Origin of the sequence: Pseudomonas sp. GM41(2012) (assembly GCF_000282315.2) — a bacterium.
GTDB lineage: Bacteria > Pseudomonadota > Gammaproteobacteria > Pseudomonadales > Pseudomonadaceae > Aquipseudomonas.
This window is the reverse complement of record NZ_AKJN02000005.1, coordinates 109,713-132,671: the sequence shown is the minus strand read 5'-3', so window position 1 is coordinate 132,671 and position 22,959 is coordinate 109,713. Positions and strand designations below refer to the sequence as shown.

Genomic DNA, 22,959 nt, shown 5'->3' with positions numbered 1-22,959 from the left:
TGAGATCTGTAAAACACCACCGTCCCCTGTGGGAGCGAGCCTGCTCGCGAAAGCGGTGGATCAGTCAGCATCAATGTTGAATGTGCCGGCCTCTTCGCGAGCAGGCTCGCTCCCACAGGGGATGTATGTGGTGTTTGAGTCTTCTATGCGGACGCCACTTTTTTCTCTTGCTGCCGCAACGCCGCCAGGTCTCGATAACCCGCACCCGGATGAATCTCCGGCAAGCGCGGCCCTTCCCCAAACAGCTTCTCGCGCAAGGTCCCCGGCGCGTATTCGGTTTTGTAGACCCCACGCTTCTGCAACTCCGGCACCAGCAATTCCACGGCGTCGATGAAGGTTTCGTGAGTCAATGCATAGGCCAGGTTAAAGCCGTCCACATCGGTTTCCTCGACCCACTCCTGCAACAAGTCGGCGACGGTCTCGGGACTGCCGACAAACAACGGACCAAAACCGCCGATGCCCACCCAGTCAGCCAATTCGTTGGGGGTCCAGACCTTGTTCGGGTCCGCCGTGGAGAACGCTTCCACCGCCGATTGAATGGCGTTGGTGTGCACATGCTTGAGCGGCTCATCGGGTTTGAACTGACTGAAATCAATCCCGGTCCAGCCCGAAATCAGCGCCATTGCCCCCTCGTAACTGACCCAGGTTTTGTATTCCTCGAACTTGGCTTTGCCTTTGGCATCGGTCTCGCCAAGGATCACGGTTTGCAGGTTGAAGATCAGGATCTTCGACGGATCGCGTCCCGCTTCGGCAGCCCGACGACGGATGTCGGCAACGGTTTTCTTCAGCAGCACTTTCGACGGTGCAGCAACGAACACACACTCGGCATGCTCGGCGGCAAACTGCTTGCCGCGACTGGATGCGCCAGCCTGATAGAGAACCGGCGTACGTTGCGGCGAAGGTTCACAGAGGTGAATACCCGGCACCTGGAAGTGTTTACCGACGTGCCGGATCTCGTGGATTTTGCTCGGGTCGCTGAAGATCCGCCGCTCGCGATCGCGCAGGATGGCGCCCTCTTCCCAACTGCCTTCCCAGAGTTTGTAGCAAACCTCCAGGTACTCTTCGGCGAAGTCGTAACGGGCGTCGTGTTCGGTCTGGTTTTTCTGGCCGAGGTTCTTCGCACCGCTTTCCAGATAAGAGGTGACGATGTTCCACCCGGCACGGCCCTTGGTCAGATGGTCGAGCGTCGACAGGCGTCGGGCGAATGGATACGGGTGTTCGAACGACAGCGAGGCCGTCAGGCCGAACCCCAGATGCTCGGTGACCAGCGCCATGGGCGGAATCAATTGCAGTGGATCGTTGACCGGCACCTGCGCCGCCTGACGGATCGCCGCGTCGCCATTGCCGTTGTAAACGTCGTAGATGCCCAGCACATCGGCAATAAACAAACCGTCGAACTTGCCGCGCTCGAGGATTTTCGCCAGATCGGTCCAGTACTCCAGATCCTTGTATTGCCAGGAGCGATCTCGCGGATGCGCCCACAAACCCGGCGACTGGTGACCGACGCAGTTCATGTCAAACGCGTTGAGACGAATTTCACGGCCCATCAAACGACACTCCGAACGCTGGGGGGATGGATGCCGTTGAGGCGGAAGTTGCCGATGAGGTGGAGTTTCCAGCGCAGCGGATCATCCAGTGATCCGGGCAACGCGGTGCGTTGGCCGGTGAGTTCGAATTCGGCGTTGCTGACGGCATTTAAAGCGTCCGCACTGGCCAGGTGCGACTCGGCGATGGCGACGCTGATTTCCGTGTCGTCATCAACGCTGTTCAGAACGTCTTCGGCGCGTTCAAGCAGCGCGGCGGCGACTTCAATGCGGATGTGCAAATCGCCGAAGCGGCTGATGACGAACGGATCATTCGTGGCTTGAGCCTGCTGCCGGACGAAACGCAACGTCGCATCGAGCAAGCTGCGAGCGTTGTGCAGGTCGTGCTGACTTTTGGCCAGGGGCTGCCCGGCAATAATCGGTTGGGTCAAAGCGTTCATGGTGGGTTCCTCAGTTCCAGGCGTGGCGCGCAGGCTTCACGCCGTTGAGCAGGTAGTTGCCGATCAGGTGGTATTTCCAGCGTGCCGGGTCGTGCAGGGTGTGCGTCCGGGCGTTGCGCCAGTGGCGGTCGAGGTTGTACTTGCCGAGCACCGAGCGAGTACCGGCCAGTTCGAAGAGTTTGCTGCTGGCAAGCAAGGCGATCTCGGCGGACAGCACTTTGGCCTGGGCGACCACCACCGAAGCGCGGGCCACCGTTTCTTCGTTGGGGTTGAACAAGGCGTGGTCGATTGCACGGCCGGCCTTTTTGAGGATCGCTTCGGTGCCGTGAACCCGCCATTCGAGGTCGCCGATCGCGGCGATGCTGAACGGGTCCTGCCAGCCGTGATCCTGCCCGCTGTCGATCCATGGCCGGGCTTCGCGGGCGTAGCGTTTGGTTTCTTCCAGGGCGCCGACGGCAATGCCGGTGTCCACGGCCGCCTGAATGATTTGTGAAATCGGGCCGTCGGCCGTGGGTTCGTCGAACGCTTTATGGGCTGGGATAACCGCGCTGAGCGGGACTTTCACTGCGTTCAGGGTGACACCGCCGCTGGCCGTGGTGCGCTGGCCGAAACCGTCCCAGCTGTCGATGACGGTCAAGCCGGGAGTGTCGCGCTCGATGAAGGCGATGAAGGCCTTGTTCTCTTCATTGACCGCCACCGCTGGCACGATGTGCGCGAACAGAGCGCCGGTGCAGTAGAACTTTTCGCCGTCAATTTGCGCGGTGTCTTTATCGAAACGGATTCGGGTTTCGAAGGCCCCGGCATTTTTGCTTTTGGATTCGGAGAACGCGTTGCCGAAACGGTAGCCCTGTAGGACTTTGCCGAAGTAGTGACGCTTCTGCTCTTCGGTGGCGGTTTGCAGCAGGATGTCGAGCACGCCGAGATGGTTTTGCGGGATCTGGCCGAGGGATGAGTCGGCAGCGGAAATGATCTTGATCACCTCAGCGACGGTCACGTAGGAAACACCGGCGCCGCCGTATTCCTTGGGAACGGTGATGCCCCAGAGGCCGCTGGCGGAAAACTCGTCGAGTTCGGCGACCGGCAGGCGTCGCTCGCGATCCCGCACGCTGGCTTCGATGGCAAAGCGTGCAGCGAGCTTGTGGGCGACGGCGATGGCTTCGGCGTCTGAGCGGATTACATGGGCGGTGATAGGTGAAGTTGTCATGGGCCGACTCCGTGGGTCCGGGTGAATACCCAGATCCGTTACAGAAGTCGTGCCAGTTATTAATAGGTTTATTAATCAGCTATTTATGGCTTATTCAACGAAAACAGACTCACAAAAAAAACGCAAAATGTTCAATCACTGTTGCCCTGCCAACAGCCAGGCCTGCCTCACAAGCGCATCGACACGCCTAAATCGAGCACTTCGCTTTGTTGGAATGGATCGTCGACCCAATACCGAATCCGCATCCCCATACTGTTAATAAACGCGCAAGCAGGAATCACAAATGATGCCCCACCTCCAGTAAGTGGGGTCGTTAATGTTTTGGAAGTGCTGTCATTGCTGTATTCGAGGGTCACAGGAGTGCCTGGATAGACACCCCGGTTCAATACAATATCGACCTGGGCGCCGGCTACGACATCTTCGAGAAAGACAATGTCGCCGCGGGCCACCGGCAGTACGGGTGCAGGTAAAAGCGCTGACGGCTTTTTGTGATGAATAGACATTTATGAACCCAATGTTGAGGAGTGGACCGCCATACGCCGGCGCACTCATCATTGTCTGGATCCAAGGCCAATCGTCTACTGTAAGAAGTAACAGGTATATACGTGTTTGAAGTGGCGAAATCAGCGCCGATCAAATCACCACATTTCGCACAAATCGCGCCGCCACCGGCCCATCGTTGCGATAGGCGTGGGGCTGGTTGCTGGCGAACATGTAGAACTCGCCGGCAGCGATGTGCTGCGGTGTGTCGCCCAGCATCAGGGTCAGCTCCACCTCTCGGGTAGCCGTGGCTTCGGACACCAGGAATTTTCCCGGTCCAGGCCACTTCGTTTGATTTGCCGAAACAGTAGCCCTGCAGGACTTTGTCGAAGTAGTAACACTTCTGCTCTTCGGTGGCAGTTTGCAGCAGGATGTCGAGTACGCCGAGACGGTTCTGCGGGAGCTGGCCGAGGGGTTGAGTTGAGGCTGTGATAGGCCGACTCCGGGGTTTCGGATGAGTACCCGAGTCCTTTTTCACAAGTCGTGCCAGAGTATTTATTCGTTATTATTCAACTGGTTATTAGCAAGCACATGCATTACCCGATAAAAAATATGCAACAAACTGTCGTTTTCGTGTTGCTGGAACAACAGTCTGTAAAGGAAATACTCAGCGTTCTGGTTTACGGAACGCTGAGTACTCATCAGAACGACTATCAAAATTAACTTATTAGCCCCCATCTGCTTAAAGACGCGAGGCTTAAATCGACCTCTAAGCCAAGTGAATTTCATAATTAACTGGTTTGGATGAGTCTTCGACTCCCCCACGCGTATAGATAACATAATGAAATGCTACCGGTCCCTGACCGGAGTTGTTCAGGAAGAAAACTGTTGGCACCACCACTTTTATCTCTTTATCGTCCGGTTCCGGGAGAGAAATGGTGACAACAACTTTTCCGTTAATGCAAATATGAATTTCGTCATCAGGTTGCGGATCAGTCCGAGGAGGAATAATGGCCGTCCCCCCTTTTTCGACCGCCGACATCTTGATCACCCCATTGATAGCTTCTTCAATTTGAAGCGGCTCCAATTCCATTTCCTGATTCCTTCTAGTAGACGTTCAAAAGAAGCGCTATCAGCAAAAAACTGCAAAGCTGATGTTTTGAAGCGCTGAACGTTATTGAGAGCTCAATGACGCTTAACGTCTACTGTCAGAAATAACAGGTAGCTCATCATTTCCGATGAACGGTTATCAGCTATCAAATCACCACATTTCGCACAAACCGCACCGCCACCGGCCCATCGTTGCGATAGGTATGGGGCTGGTTGCTGGCAAACATGTAGAACTCGCCGGCAGCGATCTCATGGGGTGTATCACCCAGCATCAGCGTCAGGCAGCCTTCGAACACGTAGATCTGCTCACTCCAACCCTCAGCGTCCGGTTGCGACGGGTAAATTTCCCCCGGTTGCAGGCACCATTCCCATTGCTCCACCTCGCGGGTAGCGGTGGCTTTAGACAGTAAAACGGCTTTGCTGCCAGGAATCTTCCCGGCCCAGGCCACTTCGTTGATGCGACTCGGGTCGCGGGCATCCGGGGCCTGGATCAGGTCGCTGAATGCGACGTCGAGCGCTTCGGCCACGCGGTCGAGGGTGGTCAGGCTGACATTCTTCTCGCCGGCCTCGATGGCCACCAACATCCGACGGCTGACCCCGGATTTTTCCGCCAGCGTCGCCTGGCTCATGTCGGCGGCGTGGCGCAAGCGTCGAACGTTCTGGCTGACGTGCTGGAGGACCGAAGCCCGCTGGGTAGAATCTTTGTGCACTATATTGCTCACTTGGTGGGGTTGGGCAGTATACTGCGCAACATTCGGCGCATTGTGCGTCCCCCTCAGGTAGCGCGCAAGGTCATGACGTCGGTGAATACCCCTCACACCTCCTCCCGTTTCTCGCGGTTCAGCAAGGCCGAGTGCGTGCTGGTGCTGATCACCATGGTCTGGGGCGGGACCTTCTTGCTGGTGCAGCATGCGATGACCGTCAGCGGGCCGATGTTCTTCGTCGGTCTGCGTTTTGCCGCGGCGGCGATCATTGTTGCGCTGTTTTCCTGGCGACACCTGCGGGACCTGACCTTGTTCGAATTGAAGGCCGGGGCCTTTATCGGCGTGGCGATCATGCTCGGTTATGGTTTGCAGACCGTCGGGTTGCAGAGCATTCCCAGCAGTCAGTCGGCGTTTATTACCGCGTTGTACGTGCCCTTCGTGCCGTTGCTGCAATGGCTGGTGCTGGGGCGGCGTCCGGGCTTGATGCCGAGCATCGGGATCATGTTGGCGTTTACCGGGTTGATGTTGCTGTCGGGACCGGCCGGTGCTTCGTTCAATTTCAGCCCGGGTGAAATCGCCACGCTGATCAGCGCCGTGGCGATTGCGGCGGAGATCATTCTGATCAGCACCTATGCCGGCCAGGTCGATGTGCGACGGGTGACGGTGGTGCAATTGGCGGTCACCTCGGCGCTGGCGTTTTTGATGGTGGTGCCGACTCAGGAAAGGATTCCGGACTTCTCCTGGCTGCTGTTGTGCAGCGCGCTGGGCCTGGGCGCGGCCAGTGCGGCGATTCAAGTGGCGATGAACTGGGCGCAGAAGAGCGTTTCGCCGACCCGGGCAACGCTGATTTATGCCGGTGAGCCGGTGTGGGCCGGGATTGTCGGAAGGATTGCCGGGGAGCGGTTGCCGGCGATTGCGCTGGTGGGTGCGGGGTTGATTGTGGCGGCGGTGATTGTCAGTGAGTTGAAGACCAAGGGTAAGGCTGCGGCGAGAGAGGAAGAGTTGGAGCGGGAAACACAGGGTTAAGCTTCAAGATCTGTAGCGTCTGGTAGATCGTCTTCGCGAGCAGGCTCGCTCCCACATTTGGAATGCATTCCCCTGTGGGAGCGAGGCTGCTCGCGAAGGGGCCAGACCTGCGGCATACAGAACTTTGAAACAATGTGAATCAGGTTTTTTCCGTCTACCTTGTAGGATTCTGCGACAGCTTGGCGTTTGGTGATCCGGGAGCTGGCACGTATGATGCTTCACAAACTTCCGCAGATTAGAAGCCTATGTCCCTGATAGTTCTACTGCTTCTGCCTTTTATCGGCAGCTGTCTGGCAGCCTTGCTGCCGCACAACGCGCGTAACACCGAATCTTTGTTGGCTGGCCTGGTTGCCTTGATAGGCACCGTTCAGGTCGCCCTCTTGTACCCGCAAATCGCCGATGGCGGCGTGATCCGCGAAGAGTTTTTCTGGTTGCCCAGCCTGGGCCTGAACTTCGTCCTGCGCATGGACGGTTTCGCCTGGCTGTTCTCGATGCTGGTGCTGGGCATCGGCACGCTGGTTTCGTTGTACGCCCGCTACTACATGTCGCCGGACGATCCGGTGCCGCGGTTCTTCGCGTTTTTCCTGGCGTTCATGGGCGCCATGCTCGGGCTGGTGATCTCCGGCAACCTGATCCAGATCGTGTTTTTCTGGGAGCTGACCAGCCTCTTTTCATTCCTGTTGATCGGTTACTGGCACCACCGTGCCGATGCGCGACGCGGTGCTTATATGGCACTGATGGTCACCGGCGCAGGCGGTTTGTGTCTGCTGGCGGGGGTCATGCTGCTCGGCCATGTGGTCGGCAGCTATGACCTGGACAAGGTCCTGGCCGCCGGCGATCTGATTCGCGCACACGCCCTCTACCCTATTCTGCTACCTCTGATCCTCATCGGCGCCCTGAGCAAAAGCGCGCAATTCCCCTTCCACTTCTGGCTGCCCCACGCCATGGCGGCGCCGACACCGGTTTCGGCCTATCTGCACTCGGCGACCATGGTCAAGGCCGGGGTGTTTCTGCTTGCACGACTGTGGCCGTCGCTGTCCGGCAGTGAAGAATGGTTCTACATCGTCAGCGGCGCCGGTGCCTGCACCCTGTTGCTCGGCGCGTACTGCGCGATGTTCCAGAACGACCTCAAGGGGCTGCTGGCCTACTCGACCATCAGCCACCTCGGCCTGATCACCCTGCTGCTGGGCCTGAACAGTCCGCTGGCCGCTGTGGCCGCGGTGTTTCACATTCTCAACCATGCGACCTTCAAGGCTTCGCTGTTCATGGCCGCCGGGATCATCGACCACGAAAGCGGCACCCGGGACATTCGCAAGCTCAGCGGCCTGATCAAGCTGATCCCGTTCACGGCCACCCTGGCCATGGTCGCCAGCGCTTCCATGGCCGGCGTGCCGCTGCTCAACGGCTTCCTCTCCAAAGAGATGTTCTTCGCCGAAACCGTGTTCATCAATGCCACGGCCTGGATCGAGATGACGCTGCCCATCGTCGCGACCATCGCCGGCACTTTCAGCGTCGCCTACTCGCTGCGCTTTACCGTCGACGTGTTCTTCGGCCCGACCGCCACCGACTTGCCACACACCCCACACGAGCCGCCACGCTGGATGCGCGCGCCGGTGGAGTTGTTGGTGTTCGCCTGCCTGGTCGTGGGGATTTTCCCGGCGCAGGTGGTCGGCCCGTTGCTGGCCGCGGCTGCCCTGCCGGTGGTAGGCGGCACCTTGCCTGAATACAGCCTGGCGATCTGGCACGGCTGGAACGCGCCGATGATCATGAGCCTGATCGCCATGTCCTGCGGCATCGTGCTTTATCTGCTGCTGCGCAATCAGCTCAAACACGGGCGTTTCAAGTACCCGCCAATCATTGGCCGGTTCAACGGCAAGCGCCTGTTCGAACGCGGCCTGGTGATCATGATGCGCCTGGCCCGTCGTTTCGAGCGGCGGATCAGCACCAAGCGCCTGCAAACCCAATTGTTCCTGGTGGTGCTCGCGGCCGTGTTGGCCGGGTTGATCCCGATGCTCCACAGCAACCTGAGCTGGGGCGACCGGCCGAAGATTCCGGGTTCGATCGTGTTCGTGACCCTCTGGCTGCTGGCGATTGCCTGTGCCCTCGGCGCGGCGTGGCAGGCCAAGTATCACCGGCTCGCGGCCCTGACCATGGTCAGCGTCTGCGGCCTGATGACCTGCATCACCTTCGTCTGGTTCTCGGCGCCGGACCTGGCGCTGACGCAATTAGCGGTGGAAGTGGTGACCACGGTGTTGATCCTCCTCGGGCTGCGCTGGCTACCGCGACGGATCGAAGAGGTCTCGCCGCTGCCGAGCACCCTGCGCAAGGCGCGCATCCGCCGTATCCGCGACTTGCTGCTGTCGACCGTGGTCGGTGGCGGCATGGCGTTGCTGGCCTACGCGATGCTGACGCGCCAGACACCGAACGATATTTCCTCGTTCTACCTCAGCCGTGCCCTGCCCGAAGGCGGCGGCAGCAACGTGGTCAACGTGATGCTGGTGGACTTCCGCGGCTTCGATACCCTCGGTGAAATTACCGTGCTGGTGGCCGTGGCGCTGACCGTGTTTGCCCTGCTGCGACGCTTCCGCCCGCCAAAAGAAAGCCTGCAGTTACCGGCCCAGCAGCGTCTGCTGGCACCGGACGTGGTCACCGATCTGGTCAACCCGCGTCACGCCAGCGACACCGCGCTCGGTTTCATGATGGTGCCGGCGGTGCTGGTGCGCCTGCTGCTGCCGATCGCGTTCGTGGTATCGGTCTACCTGTTCATGCGCGGCCACAATCAACCGGGCGGCGGTTTTGTCGCAGGTCTGGTGATGTCGGTGGCGTTCATCCTGCAATACATGGTCGCCGGCACCCAGTGGGTCGAAGCGCAAATGAGCCTGCGACCGTTGCGCTGGATGGGCACCGGCCTGTTGTTTGCCACGGTCACCGGGCTCGGGGCGATGGCCGTCGGTTATCCGTTCCTGACCACCCACACCTGGCATTTCGGACTGCCGGTGTTCGGTGACATTCACATCGCCAGTGCGCTGTTCTTCGACATTGGCGTGTACGCCGTGGTGGTCGGTTCGACTCTGTTGATTCTCACCGCCCTCGCTCACCAATCGGTACGGGGTCACAAGACCGCTGCCCTGCCTCGATCCGTCGCCACGCAAGGAACCGTCTGATGGAAGAAGTCATCGCAATCGCCATCGGCGTGCTGGCCGCGTCCGGGGTCTGGCTGATCCTGCGGCCACGGACGTTTCAGGTGGTGATGGGCCTGTGCCTGCTGTCTTATGGTGTCAACCTGTTCATCTTCAGCATGGGCAGCCTGTTCATCGGCAAGGAACCGAACATCAAGGACGGCGTGCCGCAGGACCTGTTGCACTACACCGACCCGCTGCCGCAAGCGCTGGTATTGACCGCCATCGTGATCAGCTTCGCCATGACCGCGTTGTTTCTGGTGGTGCTGCTGGCTTCCCGGGGCCTGACCGGTACCGACCATGTGGATGGCCGGGAGCCTAAAGAATGAATCTGATGCCGCATTTGATCGCTGCACCGATTCTGCTGCCGCTGCTGACCGCCGCCATGATGCTGATGCTGGGCGAGAAACACCGTCCGCTGAAGGCCAAGATCAACCTGTTTTCCAGCCTTGTGGGGTTGGGCATTGCCGTGCTGTTGCTGCAATGGACTCAGGAAACGGGCGTCCCCGGCTCCATCGGCGTGTACCTGCCGGGCAACTGGCAGGTGCCGTTCGGTATCGTGCTGGTGGTCGATCGTCTGTCGGCGCTGATGCTGGTGTTGACCGGGATCATCGGCGTCAGCGCCCTGCTGTTCGCCATGGCCCGCTGGGACGGCGCTGGTTCGAGTTTCCACGCGCTGTTCCAGATTCAGATGATGGGCCTGTACGGCGCATTCCTGACGGCGGACCTGTTCAACCTGTTTGTGTTTTTTGAAGTGCTGCTGGCGGCCTCTTATGGCCTGATGCTCCACGGTTCGGGTCGGTCGCGGGTGTCGTCGGGGCTGCATTACATCTCGATCAACCTGCTGGCCTCGTCGCTGTTTTTGATCGGCGCGGCGTTGATCTACGGCGTCACCGGCACCCTGAACATGGCCGATCTGGCGCTGAAAATTCCGCTGGTGCCGGAAGCCGATCGCGGCCTGCTGCATGCCGGCGCAGGGATTCTGGCCGTGGCGTTCCTGGCCAAGGCCGGGATGTGGCCGCTGAACTTCTGGCTGGTGCCGGCCTATTCCGCGGCGAGCGCACCGGTGGCGGCGATGTTCGCGATCATGACCAAGGTCGGCGTCTATACCTTGCTGCGTTTGTGGACCTTGCTGTTCTCTGGTCAGGCCGGCGCCTCGGCGTACTTTGGCGGCGACTGGCTGATCTACGGCGGCATGGCGACTATCGTCTGCGCCGCCGTGGCGATTCTCGCCGCACAACGTCTGGAGCGCCTGGCCAGCCTGAGCATTCTGGTGTCCGCCGGGATTCTGCTGTCGGCCATCGGTTTCGCCCAACCCAACCTGATCGGCGCGGCGCTGTTCTATCTGGTCAGCTCGACCCTGGCGTTGAGCGCGTTGTTCCTGTTGGCCGAGTTGATCGAGCGTTCGCGTTCGGCCAATGAAATGCCGTTGTTCGATGACGGCGATCTGCCGCGACCGATGGAATCCTTGCAGCCGCCCAAAGGCATCAACCTCGATGACGAGCAGAAAGCCGTGGTCGGCCAGGTGATTCCCTGGACCATGGCGTTCCTCGGGTTGAGCTTCATTGCCTGCTCGCTGCTGATCATCGGCATGCCGCCGCTCTCGGGATTCATTGGCAAACTCGGCTTGCTCAGCGCCCTGCTCAATCCGTTGGGCCTTGGCAATGGCAGCAATGAGCCGGTTTCGAACGCGGCGTGGGGCTTGCTCGCGTTGCTGATCCTCTCCGGGCTGGCGTCGTTGATCGCGTTTTCGCGCTTGGGCATCCAGCGTTTCTGGACGCCCGAGGAGCGGCCGTCGCCGTTGCTGCGACGTTTCGAATGCGTGCCGATCATCGCGCTGCTGGGTTTGAGCATTGCGCTGACCTTCAAGGCTGAACCGCTGCTGCGCTACACCCAGGCGGCCGCCCAAGCCTTGAACAACCCGCAGCAATACGTGATGGCGGTGCTCGGTACCCGTGCGATTCCAAGCCCGGAAGCCAAAGCCGCGGTAGCGGAGGTCACACCATGAAGCGACTGTTTCCTGCTCCCTGGTTGTCGCTGGCCCTGTGGTTGCTATGGCTGGTGCTGAACCTGTCGATGAGCCCCGGCAATCTGCTGCTGGGCGCGGTGCTGGGGTTCTGCGCGCCGTTGATGATGCGCAAGCTGCGACCGCTGCCGATCCGCATTCGTCGGCCGGGGGTGATTGTGCGTTTGTTCTTTCTGGTCGGTCGCGATGTGGTGGTGTCCAACCTCGCCGTGGCCTGGGGCGTGCTCAACGCCGGTCGCCGTCCACCGCGTTCGCGCTTCATCAAGGTGCCGCTGGACCTGCGTGACGCCAACGGCCTGGCCGCGCTGTCGATGATCTGCACAGTGGTCCCCGGAACAGTCTGGTCGGAACTGGCGCTGGACCGCAGCATTTTGTTGCTGCACGTCTTCGATCTGGATGACGAAGCGCTGTTCATCCAGCACTTCAAGACGACCTACGAGCGCCCCTTGATGGAGATCTTCGAATGAGCGCCTTGCTGTCGAACGCAATCCTGCTGAGCCTGTTCATCTTTTCCCTGGCGATGATTCTGACCCTGATCCGGCTGTTCAAGGGGCCCTCGGCCCAGGACCGGGTTCTGGCGCTGGATTACCTGTACATCATCGCGATGCTGATGATGCTGGCGCTGGGCATTCGTTATGCCAGTGACACTTACTTCGAGGCGGCGCTGTTGATTGCGTTGTTCGGCTTCGTCGGCTCGTTTGCCCTGGCGAAATTCCTGCTGCGTGGCGAGGTGATCGAATGAGCGCTGAACTGTCTCTGTGGGTTGAAATCCCGGTGGCGATCCTGCTGGTGCTCAGCAGCCTGTTTGCGCTGATCGGCGCGGTTGGCCTGTTGCGGATGAAGGACTACTTCCAGCGCATGCACCCGCCGGCACTGGCGTCGACCTTGGGCGCCTGGTGCGTGGCGCTGGCCTCGATCATTTACTTTTCGGCACTCAAGTCCGGGCCGGTGCTGCATGCCTGGCTGATTCCGATTCTGTTGTCGATAACTGTGCCGGTGACCACGTTGCTGCTGGCGCGGGCGGCGCTGTTTCGCAAGCGTATGGCGGGGGATGATGTGCCGGCTGAGGTGAGTAGTCGGCGCACGGAGATCGGGAGTTAAGTTTGAGTTTTTGTGTTGATTGGTAGGGCCTCATCGCGGGCAAGCCTTGCTCCTACAGGATTTGTGTCGTTCACAAACGTGTGATTCAACACAAATCCTGTAGGAGCAAGCGGTGCGGCGACCCGACTTGCCCGCGATGCTTTTAGCAGCAACTCAGATCCAGGCAACTGCCAATAACCCCGCCCCCAACACCACACACAACGGCGAATACGCCCAGGTGTCGAGCCGGGCAAACTTCGAATCCTTCACCTGCTTGAAAAACCCTATCAAATGCGAATCGCCGATCGCCCTGGCGAACATCAGCATCGCAATCGCGCTGATCACCCATTGCAGCGACCAGTGATGTACCGTCGGCAGATACAGCCCGACCCGCAAGCACACCAGCATCGCAATCAGCAGCAACCCGACCGCCACCAGCAACGTGGCAAAGCCTGAAGGCTTGAAGGCCGGCCTGGATTCCGTGCCGCCCTCTGCCGATATTCGCGGGACCGCCGCCTCGCTACCCAACTTGCCACCTGCCGCCCAGTACAGGTGGATCAGGCTGATCAACAGGAAGATGGTAGCCATCCATTGCGCGATCAATAGGCTCATGTTCGGACTTCCAGCGTGAAATGTCGCAGCAGGATGAACTTACTTGCACGATTTTGTAAGGGTATTCGTCATCGGCGATGATAAAGTGCCGCCCCATGAAACTTGCCCGAACTGATCGTACATTGATGGCCTGGATGCTTTATTGCTGCGTCCTGTTCAACGTGTTCGCCTGCAGTATCGGTCACGGGCAAATGGTCGGGATGCAGCTCAACGGCATCGGCGGCCAGTTCTGTACCGTCGATCCGGCCAGCCAGCTGCCCGCCTCGTCGAACACCTCTGAAGACAAACTGCCGACGCTGTCCAAGGCCTTCGGCTGCCCGTTGTGCTCCACCGGCGGCATGGGCCCGGCGCTCAACTCCAGCCTGACCCTGGCGATCCTCCCGCAGCAACACAGTCCGCCCTTGGCCGTCGTCGCCAATGTTGACCGCCCTGCCCGCTTCACCTGGCCTTCGGCCAATCCTCGCGCTCCGCCTGTCGCCTGAACTTCTTCGCCTTTTCTGATCAGCCCACCTCGCCAACGCGTGGCGTTGGCGTGTGCGCTGTTTCCTAGTCAAGCATTCAGGACTCATCGATGAAACGCATTCCTTTACTGGCAAGCCTGTTCGGCTGCCTGTCTGTAAACGCCTGGGCGCAATCCACCGTCGACCTCGCGCCCATCACCATTGATGGCGAAGCGACGGCTGAGCCGGGTCTGAGTCTGGATCAGTCCAGCGGCATGGCATCGCGGCTTGGCCTGAGCGTGCGCGAAACCCCGGCCTCGGTGGCCGTGGCCAACCGCAACGACATCGAGCGCCACGGTGCGCAGAATTTCCAGGACGCCGCCAACACCTTGCCGGGCGTCAACGCCAGCGCACCGCCGGGTTTCGGTGGGTTCGTCTCCTATCGCGGTTTCACCAGCAGCCAGATCACCCAGATGTTCAACGGCATCAATGTCTCCGGCGGCCTCGCCCGGCCGGTAGACGCCTGGATCTATGATCGAGTGGAACTGGTGGGCGGCCCGTCATCGCTGATCAATGGTGCCGGTTCCGTGGGCGGTTCGCTGAACTACGTGACCAAACTGGCCACCCGTGAAGAGCAAGCCGTCGAAGGCCGGGTCAGCTATGGCAGTTACGACACCACCGAGACCGCATTCGGCCTCAACCACGCCCTGAACGATGCCAGCGCGGACGTGCAGCACTACGCGCGGCTCGACGTCAGCCACAACACCGGTAACGGCTACATCGACCGTCAGGAGCGTGATGCGTGGAGCGTGGCGTTCTCGCTGCTCAGCGACCTGACGCCCGACCTGTCCCACACCCTGGCGCTGGAATATCAGGATGAACACGAAGACAGCCCTTACTGGGGCACACCGGTGCTCAACCCCAAGGCCGGCGAATTGAAGATCGACAAGCACAATCGCTTCAACAACTACAACGTCGAGGACGGCCGCTACGAGCAGCGCACGATTTGGCTGCGCTCGATCATCGACTACCGGATCAACGACAGCACCACCCTGCGCAACACCCTTTACCACCTCGACAGCCAGCGCGATTACCGCAACCTGGAAACCTACCAGTACAACGCCGACAACAGTGCGGTGAATCGCTCCACGGCGTATCAGGTCCGGCATCAGGGCGAGCAAAACGGCAACCAGTTCGAACTGCGCCACGACAACACACTGTTCGGGCTGGACACGACCTGGTCCGGCGGCTTCGAGTACAAGGTCAACCAGACCACCAACTCGCCGCTGAACGTCAAAGGCGCCAGCACCGTCAACCCGAATAACTTCCAGCCGGGTCACTTCTATGACATCCCGGGCACCAAACCGGGGTTTGTCAGCGACAAGACCAACGAAGTCACCACCAAAGCCCTGTTCGCCGAGAACCGTTTGGTACTCACCGACAAACTCGCGCTGCTGACCGGCCTGCGTTACGACGACATCGACCTGGACGTGACCAACCACCGAGTCGTGACCGCCAGTAATCCCCGGCACCTCAAGCGCAGCTGGGAGCCGGTGACCGGTCGGGTCGGCCTGACTTATCAATTCATCCCCGAAGCCAACGTCTACGTGCAATACAGCACCGCCGCCGAACAGCCTAACGGTACACAAGACTTCGACGTGTCCACCGGCAAGCAATGGGAAGTCGGCAGTAAATTCGACTATCTGGACGGCCGCGGCTCGGCGACAGTGGCGGCTTACACGATTGAGCGAAAGGACTTCGCAGTCACCGATCCACTGGATCCGACCAGCAGCATTCCAGTGGGTCAGCAGACGTCCAAAGGGATCGAACTGGCCAGTTCGTTGAGGATCACTGACAAGCTGTTGGCCGAAGGCAACTTCGCCTGGGTCGATGCGCAGTACGACGAATTCAACGAGAAGAATGCGGCGGGTGTCGTGGTTTCACGCAAAGGCAACACACCGACCAACGTGCCGGACCGGGTCGGCAATCTATGGCTGACCTATGACTTCGCGCCGCAATGGCAGGGCGGTGTCGATGCGCGGTATGTGGCCTCGGTGTTTGCCGACAGCGCCAACACCCTGACCGTGCCGTCGTATACGCTTTACGGAACGTTCCTCAGCTACAAGGTCGATCAACACACCACCGTCACCGGCCGGGTACGCAACCTGACCAATGAGGTGTATGCCGAGTTTGCCCATGTGTCACCGGCGTATTATCTCGGTACGCCGCGCACCTTCGAGTTGGCGGTGCAGACCCGATTCTAAGACCGCTGTAGGAGCACGGCTTGCCGGCGATGGCGTCCTTGAAATCGCCATCGCGAGCAAGCTCGGCTCCTACAAAGGTGATTCGCTCACTTCAACTCGGCAGAGACTTTATCCGCCACATCCTTCGGCACCCAGGCCTGCCACACTTCCGGGTGCGCCTTCATGAACGCCTGCGCCGCCTGCCGTGGCGGAGTGTGTTTTTCGCTCATCTCGGCCAGCGCCTTGTTCAATGGATCGATTGGCAAATCGACCTTGGTGAAGAACTCGGCAATCTGCGGATACTGCTTCTGGAATGGCGTGGACACACCGATGGACAGCTTCGAGGGCAACGAGCGTGTCGGTTTCGGATTCGGGTTGTCGGCGTCGGTCAGGGTTTTCCAGGCATCGGCGTCGAACGGCGGCTCTTCGAGCTGAATCAGTTTGAAGCGGCCGAGCAACGGTGTTGGCGACCAGTAATAGAACAGCACCGGTTTGCCGCGCCGAATCGAAGAGCTGATCTCCGCATCCAGCGCTGCCCCTGAACCGCTGCGAAAATTCACATAGCTGTCGTCCAGCCCATACGCCTTGAGTTTCTGTTTGTTGACCACTTCCGACGTCCAGCCGATCGGGCTGTTGAGGAAGCGCCCCTTGCCCGGGGTTTCCGGATCGCTGAACACGCCTTTGTACTTCGGCAGGTCGCTGACACTGCGCAGGCCCGGCGCCAGCGGCTTGATGCCTTTCGCCGGGTCGCCCTTGATCACGTATTCGGGCACCCACCAACCTTCGGTGGCGCCCTTGACCGTATCGCCGAGACTCGCGACTTTGCCTTCTGCCTCAGCCTTGACCCAGACCGGACTGCGACCGGCCCATTCTTCGCCAATCACCTGAATGTCATTGTTGGCCAGCGCGGTCTCCAGGGTGATGGTCGTCCCCGGCAAGGTATCGGTCGGCAGCCCGTAGCCCTTCTCGACGATGATCCGCAGGATATCGGTGATCAGGCTGCCGCTTTCCCAGTTCAGGTCGGCGAAGTGGATCGGCGCCTGGGCAGCGAACACCGGAACGGGTGAAGCCAACAATCCGAAAGTGGCCAGGGTAGCGGCCAGCAACCGTCGAAATCCGTTCATGCTTTTGCACCTCGTGCTGTTCACAGCAATAGCAGGATGGCCTGGCAGAAGACCGCAAAGCCTCTGAATACTCAGTCCACTGACTGTAGTAGAGGTTCCTGCTTTCGAGGGAGGTCAATCAGTTTTCGGACGGTTCCTGCAAGCGCGCCAACGCTCTTCGTACCATGCTGGCGTACTCCGCCGGACGCAACGTATAGATCTGTGATGCCACCCAACCCAGCCATGCACCTTGCAAAACAGCCTTCTGGTCGAACATCCGCAGGGCTTCGGCTTGCGCACTGGCCTGGTTCTGTTCGTGGAAGTCGGCGCGGGTCAGGGTCATTATTCGCTGGCCTTGAAGGTGACCAGTTCCCCTTTGCGCCACTTGGCAGCCTTGGCGGTCACGGCTTTCAGGGTTTTGGTCAGGCCTTCCTGCAACTGTTGGTGAGCGGCGAACACCATCACCACGCTATGACCTTCCTTGAACACAATCCCGTGGCCATCAGCGGTGGTGACGAACGCGTAATCACCCAGGCCGTACACCGTCAGTTTGATTTCACGGAACTTGATGTCCAGCTTGCCGCCTTCGCGACTGGGCAATACAGAGGCGCTGAAATGATCGCCGACCTTGAGTTTAAGCCCCGGTTTGTCATCAACCACCAGCGCCTCTTCGGTGTCGATCTCGGCAATATAAATGCCTTCAGCGTTCTGTTCGGTGATGTAAACAAAACGTGACTGGAACTGTTTAACCAGCTTTGCGCGCAAATCACCCAGCACGAACAAAGCATGCATATCGAGATTACTTACTGCCAAGGAAACATCCCCACATATGAAAATGATGCTGCACGCTAAAACAGCGCACAGCAGAAAAAAGCGGCAATGCCGAAGGTGTCGCAAAAAGACCCGGGTTGAAATCCTGAAACGAGCAGAGGGCTCATCCATCGCGAGGCTTGAGAAGACTACTGGAACAGCACTCACGTCGTCTTGCCTGACGTTCGTCAGAGGTTGAAGGAAAAAGCCCTTCCGACGGCCAGAAAAACGGGACTACCAACTTTAGGGAAAAAGCTCTTTAAAAAAAGCACTTTTCCGACATATCGCCAGCAAAAAATTGCTTTAGATGAACATCGATCGCCAAACACTGACGGTGATTCTAGAGCAGCGATGCTCATCGAGACTACCCAAAACCACGTACGCACGTCGGTAAAACAACGAAAAGGACTTCATATGTGCACGCTGACACATTTTGCTCACCCTCAGGCGCCCAGTACGAACAGCTCGAGGACGCTGCCCCCCGGGATGTTTCAACCGCATGAATACTACCCTGAAGAGCTCGCCCGGCCACGCTTCCAGGTCATTCTGGCCGGCAACGCCTTTTTTCATATCAAGGAAATTTCCACCGGCCGCGTCAGAGGTTTCCGCGGCAATCATAACGAAGCCTGCGCTCTTGCGCGCTCGCTCGAGTTACCCGGTTGACGATCCCGCCACGTTCATTTCCATAGACGCTTCGTCATGCCGGCGACTTAACTCAGCCGCCGGCATGCAACTACTGCCATACTGCCCGACCAATGAAACCCGTCCCCAGGGTGGGCGGCGTTCAAAACAACAGAATATTTTCAAGGGAAGGCTGCTACGTGACGGAATTTGATATCGGTGAATTTTTTATCCGGGGCGAAGCCAGAGAAGTCGAAGGCGAATTCCAGGCAGTCATTATCATGCGCGCCAAACCACCGCTGACCACCGTGACCTATCACCAGGTCGAGAAGGATCGCTGGTTCAAGACCTCGGACGTCGCCGCCGTTGCCGCCCAGGACGCCGCCAAGGCGCTGAAGGTTGCCGTCGATGAAGGTGCATTGAAAGCCTGATAACCGGTTTGCAGTCTATGCTCACTTCTGCTTTTGAACATCGCCATCGAACTCCTGAAGCGCGGCTCTCTCAGATGTATTGACGCCGCCCCTCAGATCTCGCACTCGACGCGACCCGCAAGGAGATGAACATGGATTCACCGACACATGATTTGAAAGGTTTGTTCGACCAACTCGGCCTGGACTCCAGCGAGAAAGCCATCGACGATTTCATTGCCAGCCATTCACCCCTGGCCGACAACAAGAAACTCATCGATGCCGAGTTCTGGACCCCGCAGCAAGCAGGCTTCCTGAAAGAACAATTGCGTGAAGACGCGGATTGGGCGCGGGTGGTCGACGACCTGAACCTGCGCATGCATCAGATCCACTAGCCTCTGATTCCATGCAGGCTGTCGGGTGTTTTGGCGTTCAATTGCGCCAACCAGGCAGCCCTGCACTCCTGCGCCTCTTCGCGACTTGAGAATGCCGTTCCGCGGCGTTCACCATTGAGCAGCACCACCCAACAGACGCTCCTCCCCAGCGAACGCAAACTGGCAGGCACACCGCTGCCTATCATGACCGCGACATCGACTCTGCTTTGCATGCTGACCTCTCGAGTTTCATTAGCAACCTAACTATGTAGGCATGGTAATGAGTTCATTCGCTTGGAAACAGCAATGCAACTGCACAGCTTCGTTGTTGAACCGGTAACAATGGGCGACGGATCAAGGGCCGACCTGTTTTTTGTGTGCATATCCGTTTTTGCGGTTACGGCGGCTATCGGTTTCGCTTTTACAGCGAGTCACTTGGAAGAGCCCCAAGTAACCAAGGGCTCTTGCCCCTGTCGTTCGGTGCCTCGCCTAGGCTCGGCATGCCCTCGCTCCGGTCCTGCTCCGTGGGCCCGCCGCCATCGGCCATCCATGGCCGGGGGCGGCTAACCCGGCATCCATGCCGGGTTGCCCACTGCGCAGAACCTCCTCTCGGCCTCTCGAGGGGGCGGTGCGTCCAGATCAAAAGCTGCAGGCGAGCTAACGCTCGGCCTGTTGAGTGGTGAGAAGCGTGCGTACACCCTTCCTCCCTGTAGGAGCTGTCGAGTGAAACGAGGCTGCGATCTTTTGATCTTGCTGTTGCTTTGGCTTTTGATCTTGATCTGCTTGCCCCTTTCCCAGAGGCCGAACGCAGGCGTTGCGCAGGGGGCACCGCGGCAAGGATGCCGCGGTAGCCGCCCCCGGCCATGGATGGCCGATGGCGGCGGGCCCCCGGAGCAATGCCGGAGTGAGGGCATGCCGAGCCGAGGCGAGGCACCGAATGGAGGGGCAAAGCGTTTTGCTTCCTTTTGGGCGTCTGCAAAAGGGAGTCGCTGTAAGAGCGAAACCGTAACCAGCCATCACCGCAGTAACGGATATGTACCCCAACACCCCTAAGCGAACAGCCGGTCTATCAACGAGGCCTTTCCGGCTTATAACCCAACCGCAAACCACCCCAATGCCGGCCCTTGAGCATGATGGGCACCGAAAGGTCGTGCATCAGCTCACCGGTGTCGCGGGTGTAGGTTTGCAGCAGTACGGCCTGCTGATGACTGCCACAGCGAATCCCGGTGCGATCGGCGAATTTGCGTTTGGTGCGGTTCTGCAAGGTATCGACCTGCGCATCACCGGTCAGGGGTTGGCTGAAGACCTTGTTGTGGGTCGGCACATAGCCCTGCTGCGTACAGGCGATGGCGAACACCAGGCCTTCATGACGCGGCAACAACGGTTCCTGGATCGCCGGCAAGACCTGATCGGCGTAGCGATCGAAGCGGGTCTGGTACTTGGCCGGGCTGGTGTTGGGAATGGTTTGGTAATTGCGGTCAAACAGGTCATCGAGGCTCACGCGCCCCTCGTCGATATCCGCTTCAAAGCGCGCCGCGATCTGACTCGCTCCCTCGCGGGCCAGGTCATAAACCCGCTGGTGATAGTCATCCAGCCCGACTTCGGCGAGGCGTTCGCTGATGGTTTCGGCCTGACCTTCCATTTGCACCGCGGCCTGGGCCAGACGCTGGGTCTGTTGATCGCTGATCGCCAGGTCGCTGCGCATCTGTTCGATGGCGTGAAACAGGCTATCGAGTTGTTCGCGGTTGGTGTCGGCGCCCCTGGCGATTTCCCCGACCTGGCTTTCGACGCCGGCAGCCAGACGCGCAATATTCTCCAAGTGCTGACCGGTGTGCTCGACCTGCTCGACACCGGTGTCGAGGTCGCTGGACAGTTGACGGATCTGCTCCACCACTTGCGCGGTACGTTGCTGAATATCAGCGACCATTTCCCCGACTTCGCCGGTGGCCGTCGCCGTGCGCGCGGCCAGACCGCGAACCTCATCGGCCACCACCGCAAATCCGCGACCATGCTCACCGGCCCGCGCCGCCTCGATAGCCGCGTTCAATGCCAGCAGATTGGTCTGGCTGGCGATGGACTGGATCACCAGGGTGACCCGTTGAATATCATCACTGCGCAGGCTCAGGGCTTCGATCAGTTCACGGCTGTTACTGGCACGCTGACTGAGTTGATGCATGCGGGCGATGGACTCGATCAGCTCCGTACGTCCCGCCGCGCTGCTCCGATGAGCCTCGCTGGCCGCACTGAGGGCTTCCCGGCTGAGTGTCGAGGTGGCTTGTTCGGTCGCGATCATCACTTCGGCGTTGCTGACAATCTGCGCCGCGGCACCGAGCTGCGACTGCAGTTTGTCGGCCAGTTGCTTGACCGAAAAGGCCACACCGGCGGCAGACAACGCGTTATGACTGGTGGTGTAGGAAAGATCGCGAGTCAACTCGGCAATCGCGCTGGTGCTGTCGACAGGGGTTGCCTCAGGGATGGCGCGCGAGCGCAAGCGAGGTAGCCAGATCACCAGCACCGCCAAAGGCAGGCCAAGGTAAAGCGACCAGCCGCCCAGCGTTATGCCGCACAACAAGAGCATCAGGGCGATGCTTTGCAGGGTCGGCGTCAGCCAAAGGTTTTTCGGCAAAAGCACGGGTGCAGACGCTGCTGCAACCAGAGATCCGTCACGCGTCATCTTCGTCACCCCACCCATAATTCTAATTGTTGTATCGGCATTAAACGCCACTACAAGGCCATTATCTATGGTCCATTAGTAGTGGGTATTGCAGCAGATCAATAGAAGTACGCGGGTTTTTCGCAGACGAAAAAAAGCATCGCGGGCAAGCCTTGCTCCTGCCAGGAGTGAGGCTTGCCCGCGATGCGGGGCGTTACGAAATCAGGCCTGACGCTGGTGCTTGTCGATCTGTTCGTGACGCTCTTGAGCTTCGATGCAGTACTTGGTGGTCGGGCTGATCAGCAGGCGCTTCAGGCCAATGGCCTCGCCGCTGTCGTCGCACCAGCCAAAGCTGTCTTCCTTGATGCGTTCCAGAGCCTGTTCCAACTGAGGCAGCATGCGCTGGTCGCGATCGATCGCGTTCACCAGCCAGGTGCGCTCTTCTTCTACAGAAGCAGCGTCGGCCGGATCGGCCGGGGTGTCCAGGCTTTCGATGGCGATGCGGTTCTGTTCGATGCGCTCATGGGTTTCGACTTTCATGTTCTGCAACAGCTCAGAGAAAAAAGCATGTTGCTCGGCATTCATGTAGTCATCCGCCGGCATGGCCAGCAACTTGTCCTTTGTCATTGATATCTCTATAAAAAAACGTGCATTAAGGCGAATTAGGGAGCGTTCCGGCGGACCTGGGTCGGCCATCGGAACGGCGCCGTTTAATTCCAAGCGCCACCCGGCACTCAATTTACGAGGGGCGGCAGTCTAAGGCCGACTTGAGGCCTCAGCAACTGAAAAGACAGCGAATTCGTCCGACAAAGCCCTGAAAGTGCTCTATGGCAGTCTTTGCGGTGGATATCGGAGTGCGTTTATAGCAAGAAATTCAATCGAGCGGCTGTATATAGAAGACAA

25 protein-coding genes and 2 pseudogenes are annotated in these 22,959 nt (G+C 59.3%); 12 read left to right on the top strand and 15 right to left on the bottom strand.

The window, feature by feature from the left end:
* Nucleotides 1-143: 143 nt before the first annotated feature.
* The 8 genes and pseudogenes from PMI27_RS26165 to PMI27_RS26190 all read right to left on the bottom strand — a co-directional run bounded on the left by PMI27_RS26165 (nucleotide 144) and on the right by PMI27_RS26190 (nucleotide 5,488).
* A complete protein-coding gene (locus PMI27_RS26165; RefSeq protein WP_008151714.1) occupies nucleotides 144-1,547 on the bottom strand; it encodes an LLM class flavin-dependent oxidoreductase in 1,404 nt (467 codons plus the stop codon).
* Nucleotides 1,547-1,984 (bottom strand): hypothetical protein, encoded by a 438-nt coding sequence (locus tag PMI27_RS26170; RefSeq protein ID WP_008151712.1) that lies wholly within the window; start codon nucleotides 1,982-1,984, stop codon nucleotides 1,547-1,549. The genes PMI27_RS26165 and PMI27_RS26170 overlap by 1 nt, the downstream gene beginning before the upstream one ends.
* A 10-nt stretch (nucleotides 1,985-1,994) precedes the next feature.
* On the bottom strand, nucleotides 1,995-3,188 hold the full coding sequence (locus tag PMI27_RS26175) for an SfnB family sulfur acquisition oxidoreductase (protein ID WP_008151710.1): 1,194 nt from the start codon (nucleotides 3,186-3,188) through the stop codon (nucleotides 1,995-1,997).
* A gap of 167 nt (nucleotides 3,189-3,355) precedes the next feature.
* Nucleotides 3,356-3,691: a hypothetical protein gene (locus PMI27_RS31020; protein ID WP_150113494.1), complete on the bottom strand. Its 336-nt coding sequence runs from the start codon at nucleotides 3,689-3,691 to the stop codon at nucleotides 3,356-3,358.
* 130 nt (nucleotides 3,692-3,821) lie between these two features.
* A pseudogene (locus PMI27_RS30155) lies at nucleotides 3,822-4,025 on the bottom strand (cupin domain-containing protein); the annotation flags it as partial.
* Nucleotides 4,021-4,146 (bottom strand): annotated as a pseudogene (locus tag PMI27_RS31990) (SfnB family sulfur acquisition oxidoreductase); the annotation flags it as partial. The pseudogenes PMI27_RS31990 and PMI27_RS30155, both read right to left, overlap by 5 nt.
* Before the next feature lie 291 nt (nucleotides 4,147-4,437).
* Complete coding sequence (locus PMI27_RS26185; protein ID WP_008151705.1) at nucleotides 4,438-4,761, bottom strand: hypothetical protein; 324 nt, start codon at nucleotides 4,759-4,761, stop codon at nucleotides 4,438-4,440.
* Nucleotides 4,762-4,924: 163 nt separating this feature from the next.
* The gene (locus tag PMI27_RS26190; RefSeq protein ID WP_033053018.1) at nucleotides 4,925-5,488 is read right to left on the bottom strand and encodes a helix-turn-helix domain-containing protein; all 564 of its coding nucleotides are present in this window, start codon (nucleotides 5,486-5,488) and stop codon (nucleotides 4,925-4,927) included.
* Between PMI27_RS26190 and PMI27_RS26195 the strand changes: the two genes are divergently transcribed.
* From PMI27_RS26195 to PMI27_RS26225, 7 genes are all read left to right on the top strand, one after another.
* Nucleotides 5,483-6,508 (top strand): DMT family transporter, encoded by a 1,026-nt coding sequence (locus PMI27_RS26195; protein WP_033053017.1) that lies wholly within the window; start codon nucleotides 5,483-5,485, stop codon nucleotides 6,506-6,508. The genes PMI27_RS26190 and PMI27_RS26195 overlap by 6 nt on opposite strands.
* Nucleotides 6,509-6,753: 245 nt before the next feature.
* Nucleotides 6,754-9,672 (top strand): monovalent cation/H+ antiporter subunit A, encoded by a 2,919-nt coding sequence (locus PMI27_RS26200; RefSeq protein ID WP_008151699.1) that lies wholly within the window; start codon nucleotides 6,754-6,756, stop codon nucleotides 9,670-9,672.
* Nucleotides 9,672-10,016: a Na+/H+ antiporter subunit C gene (locus PMI27_RS26205; protein ID WP_007935994.1), complete on the top strand. Its 345-nt coding sequence runs from the start codon at nucleotides 9,672-9,674 to the stop codon at nucleotides 10,014-10,016. Before PMI27_RS26200 ends, PMI27_RS26205 begins: the two co-directional genes overlap by 1 nt.
* Entirely contained in the window at nucleotides 10,013-11,695 is a 1,683-nt protein-coding gene (locus PMI27_RS26210; RefSeq protein WP_008151696.1) for a monovalent cation/H+ antiporter subunit D, read from the top strand. The genes PMI27_RS26205 and PMI27_RS26210 overlap by 4 nt, the downstream gene beginning before the upstream one ends.
* The gene (locus PMI27_RS26215; RefSeq protein ID WP_008151694.1) at nucleotides 11,692-12,180 is read left to right on the top strand and encodes a Na+/H+ antiporter subunit E; all 489 of its coding nucleotides are present in this window, start codon (nucleotides 11,692-11,694) and stop codon (nucleotides 12,178-12,180) included. The genes PMI27_RS26210 and PMI27_RS26215 overlap by 4 nt, the downstream gene beginning before the upstream one ends.
* Nucleotides 12,177-12,455, top strand: a complete 279-nt coding sequence (locus PMI27_RS26220; RefSeq protein WP_008151692.1) for a K+/H+ antiporter subunit F — start codon at nucleotides 12,177-12,179, stop codon at nucleotides 12,453-12,455. The genes PMI27_RS26215 and PMI27_RS26220 overlap by 4 nt, the downstream gene beginning before the upstream one ends.
* Nucleotides 12,452-12,814 carry a Na+/H+ antiporter subunit G gene (locus PMI27_RS26225; RefSeq protein WP_008151691.1) on the top strand — a complete coding sequence of 121 codons (363 nt, stop codon included), beginning with the start codon at nucleotides 12,452-12,454 and terminating at the stop codon, nucleotides 12,812-12,814. The genes PMI27_RS26220 and PMI27_RS26225 overlap by 4 nt, the downstream gene beginning before the upstream one ends.
* 153 nt (nucleotides 12,815-12,967) lie before the next feature.
* Here the strand turns inward: PMI27_RS26225 and PMI27_RS26230 are convergent, their stop codons facing one another.
* On the bottom strand, nucleotides 12,968-13,405 hold the full coding sequence (locus tag PMI27_RS26230) for a DUF3995 domain-containing protein (protein WP_008151689.1): 438 nt from the start codon (nucleotides 13,403-13,405) through the stop codon (nucleotides 12,968-12,970).
* Between the two features lie 95 nt (nucleotides 13,406-13,500).
* Between PMI27_RS26230 and PMI27_RS26235 the strand changes: the two genes are divergently transcribed.
* A complete protein-coding gene (locus tag PMI27_RS26235) occupies nucleotides 13,501-13,887 on the top strand; it encodes a DUF2946 domain-containing protein (RefSeq protein WP_033053015.1) in 387 nt (128 codons plus the stop codon).
* 89 nt (nucleotides 13,888-13,976) lie between these two features.
* Nucleotides 13,977-16,109 carry a TonB-dependent receptor gene (locus PMI27_RS26240; protein WP_008151685.1) on the top strand — a complete coding sequence of 711 codons (2,133 nt, stop codon included), beginning with the start codon at nucleotides 13,977-13,979 and terminating at the stop codon, nucleotides 16,107-16,109.
* A gap of 86 nt (nucleotides 16,110-16,195) precedes the next feature.
* Here the strand turns inward: PMI27_RS26240 and PMI27_RS26245 are convergent, their stop codons facing one another.
* The 3 genes from PMI27_RS26245 to PMI27_RS26255 all read right to left on the bottom strand — a co-directional run bounded on the left by PMI27_RS26245 (nucleotide 16,196) and on the right by PMI27_RS26255 (nucleotide 18,004).
* Nucleotides 16,196-17,212 carry an ABC transporter substrate-binding protein gene (locus PMI27_RS26245; protein WP_008151683.1) on the bottom strand — a complete coding sequence of 339 codons (1,017 nt, stop codon included), beginning with the start codon at nucleotides 17,210-17,212 and terminating at the stop codon, nucleotides 16,196-16,198.
* 118 nt (nucleotides 17,213-17,330) lie between these two features.
* A complete protein-coding gene (locus tag PMI27_RS26250; RefSeq protein ID WP_008151681.1) occupies nucleotides 17,331-17,534 on the bottom strand; it encodes a hypothetical protein in 204 nt (67 codons plus the stop codon).
* The gene (locus PMI27_RS26255; RefSeq protein WP_008151679.1) at nucleotides 17,534-18,004 is read right to left on the bottom strand and encodes a hypothetical protein; all 471 of its coding nucleotides are present in this window, start codon (nucleotides 18,002-18,004) and stop codon (nucleotides 17,534-17,536) included. Before PMI27_RS26255 ends, PMI27_RS26250 begins: the two co-directional genes overlap by 1 nt.
* A gap of 411 nt (nucleotides 18,005-18,415) precedes the next feature.
* Here PMI27_RS26255 and PMI27_RS26260 point away from each other — a divergent pair, with 411 nt between their 5' ends.
* From PMI27_RS26260 to PMI27_RS26270, 3 genes are all read left to right on the top strand, one after another.
* Entirely contained in the window at nucleotides 18,416-18,664 is a 249-nt protein-coding gene (locus tag PMI27_RS26260; RefSeq protein ID WP_008151677.1) for a hypothetical protein, read from the top strand.
* Between the two features lie 158 nt (nucleotides 18,665-18,822).
* Entirely contained in the window at nucleotides 18,823-19,053 is a 231-nt protein-coding gene (locus tag PMI27_RS26265) for a hypothetical protein (RefSeq protein ID WP_008151675.1), read from the top strand.
* A 131-nt stretch (nucleotides 19,054-19,184) separates the two neighbouring features.
* On the top strand, nucleotides 19,185-19,424 hold the full coding sequence (locus PMI27_RS26270; RefSeq protein WP_008151672.1) for a DUF2789 domain-containing protein: 240 nt from the start codon (nucleotides 19,185-19,187) through the stop codon (nucleotides 19,422-19,424).
* On the opposite strand, the gene PMI27_RS31985 is transcribed toward PMI27_RS26270, so the two are convergent.
* The 3 genes from PMI27_RS31985 to PMI27_RS26280 all read right to left on the bottom strand — a co-directional run bounded on the left by PMI27_RS31985 (nucleotide 19,421) and on the right by PMI27_RS26280 (nucleotide 22,683).
* Nucleotides 19,421-19,636: a hypothetical protein gene (locus PMI27_RS31985; RefSeq protein ID WP_008151671.1), complete on the bottom strand. Its 216-nt coding sequence runs from the start codon at nucleotides 19,634-19,636 to the stop codon at nucleotides 19,421-19,423. The two genes, PMI27_RS26270 and PMI27_RS31985, sit on opposite strands and share 4 nt — an antisense overlap.
* Before the next feature lie 836 nt (nucleotides 19,637-20,472).
* A complete protein-coding gene (locus tag PMI27_RS26275) occupies nucleotides 20,473-21,696 on the bottom strand; it encodes a methyl-accepting chemotaxis protein (RefSeq protein WP_443200774.1) in 1,224 nt (407 codons plus the stop codon).
* Between the two features lie 582 nt (nucleotides 21,697-22,278).
* Entirely contained in the window at nucleotides 22,279-22,683 is a 405-nt protein-coding gene (locus PMI27_RS26280; RefSeq protein WP_007907888.1) for a TraR/DksA family transcriptional regulator, read from the bottom strand.
* Nucleotides 22,684-22,959 lie beyond the last annotated feature (276 nt).

Coding starts and splice junctions, on each gene's coding strand:
- PMI27_RS26230 (WP_008151689.1), bottom strand. CDS start 13,405: ATGAGCCTATTGATCGCGCAATGGATGGCTACCATCTTCCTGTTGATC.
- PMI27_RS26210 (WP_008151696.1), top strand. CDS start 10,013: ATGAATCTGATGCCGCATTTGATCGCTGCACCGATTCTGCTGCCGCTG.
- PMI27_RS26250 (WP_008151681.1), bottom strand. CDS start 17,534: ATGACCCTGACCCGCGCCGACTTCCACGAACAGAACCAGGCCAGTGCG.
- PMI27_RS26240 (WP_008151685.1), top strand. CDS start 13,977: ATGAAACGCATTCCTTTACTGGCAAGCCTGTTCGGCTGCCTGTCTGTA.
- PMI27_RS26170 (WP_008151712.1), bottom strand. CDS start 1,984: ATGAACGCTTTGACCCAACCGATTATTGCCGGGCAGCCCCTGGCCAAA.
- PMI27_RS26260 (WP_008151677.1), top strand. CDS start 18,416: ATGTGCACGCTGACACATTTTGCTCACCCTCAGGCGCCCAGTACGAAC.
- PMI27_RS26220 (WP_008151692.1), top strand. CDS start 12,177: ATGAGCGCCTTGCTGTCGAACGCAATCCTGCTGAGCCTGTTCATCTTT.
- PMI27_RS26175 (WP_008151710.1), bottom strand. CDS start 3,188: ATGACAACTTCACCTATCACCGCCCATGTAATCCGCTCAGACGCCGAA.
- PMI27_RS26205 (WP_007935994.1), top strand. CDS start 9,672: ATGGAAGAAGTCATCGCAATCGCCATCGGCGTGCTGGCCGCGTCCGGG.
- PMI27_RS26235 (WP_033053015.1), top strand. CDS start 13,501: ATGAAACTTGCCCGAACTGATCGTACATTGATGGCCTGGATGCTTTAT.
- PMI27_RS26270 (WP_008151672.1), top strand. CDS start 19,185: ATGGATTCACCGACACATGATTTGAAAGGTTTGTTCGACCAACTCGGC.
- PMI27_RS26185 (WP_008151705.1), bottom strand. CDS start 4,761: ATGGAATTGGAGCCGCTTCAAATTGAAGAAGCTATCAATGGGGTGATC.
- PMI27_RS26225 (WP_008151691.1), top strand. CDS start 12,452: ATGAGCGCTGAACTGTCTCTGTGGGTTGAAATCCCGGTGGCGATCCTG.
- PMI27_RS26215 (WP_008151694.1), top strand. CDS start 11,692: ATGAAGCGACTGTTTCCTGCTCCCTGGTTGTCGCTGGCCCTGTGGTTG.
- PMI27_RS26280 (WP_007907888.1), bottom strand. CDS start 22,683: ATGACAAAGGACAAGTTGCTGGCCATGCCGGCGGATGACTACATGAAT.
- PMI27_RS26165 (WP_008151714.1), bottom strand. CDS start 1,547: ATGGGCCGTGAAATTCGTCTCAACGCGTTTGACATGAACTGCGTCGGT.
- PMI27_RS31985 (WP_008151671.1), bottom strand. CDS start 19,636: ATGCAAAGCAGAGTCGATGTCGCGGTCATGATAGGCAGCGGTGTGCCT.
- PMI27_RS31020 (WP_150113494.1), bottom strand. CDS start 3,691: ATGTCTATTCATCACAAAAAGCCGTCAGCGCTTTTACCTGCACCCGTA.
- PMI27_RS26200 (WP_008151699.1), top strand. CDS start 6,754: ATGTCCCTGATAGTTCTACTGCTTCTGCCTTTTATCGGCAGCTGTCTG.
- PMI27_RS26245 (WP_008151683.1), bottom strand. CDS start 17,212: ATGAACGGATTTCGACGGTTGCTGGCCGCTACCCTGGCCACTTTCGGA.
- PMI27_RS26275 (WP_443200774.1), bottom strand. CDS start 21,696: ATGATCGCGACCGAACAAGCCACCTCGACACTCAGCCGGGAAGCCCTC.